Source organism: Vibrio sp. OPT46 (assembly GCF_015163535.1).
GTDB lineage: Bacteria > Pseudomonadota > Gammaproteobacteria > Enterobacterales > Vibrionaceae > Vibrio > Vibrio alginolyticus.
Map to the genome: position 1 here is coordinate 1 of NZ_JADDYG010000655.1, position 329 is coordinate 329.

Genomic DNA, 329 nt, shown 5'->3' on the forward strand with positions numbered 1-329 from the left:
GATGAGGTTATTTCATTGAAAATAAATTGACATAGGGTGTTGAAATGGACCAAAAACATGATAGAGTTCACACGTTAATGATGACCAGCATCATTAACTAACCTTTACTCATTTAATTGAGTAATTGTTCCGATGAAGACTGCAGGAGAGTGGTTATTAATCAAATTTTAACATTTGATTAGCATAACTCGCCGAAGAATTAACTATTTCAGGTGCTACCTAGGTAGCGGAGACTGTAGTTGGAGGAACCTCTGGAGAGAACCGTTAAATCGGTCGCCGAAGGAGCAAGTCTTGCACTCACGCAAGGTGAAACTCTCAGGCAAAAGGAC

At 39.8% G+C, this 329-nt stretch carries 1 riboswitch.

From position 1 onward, the window contains the following. Positions 1-241: 241 nt before the first annotated feature. Positions 242-329: riboswitch (glycine riboswitch) on the forward strand. This riboswitch is flagged as partial in the annotation.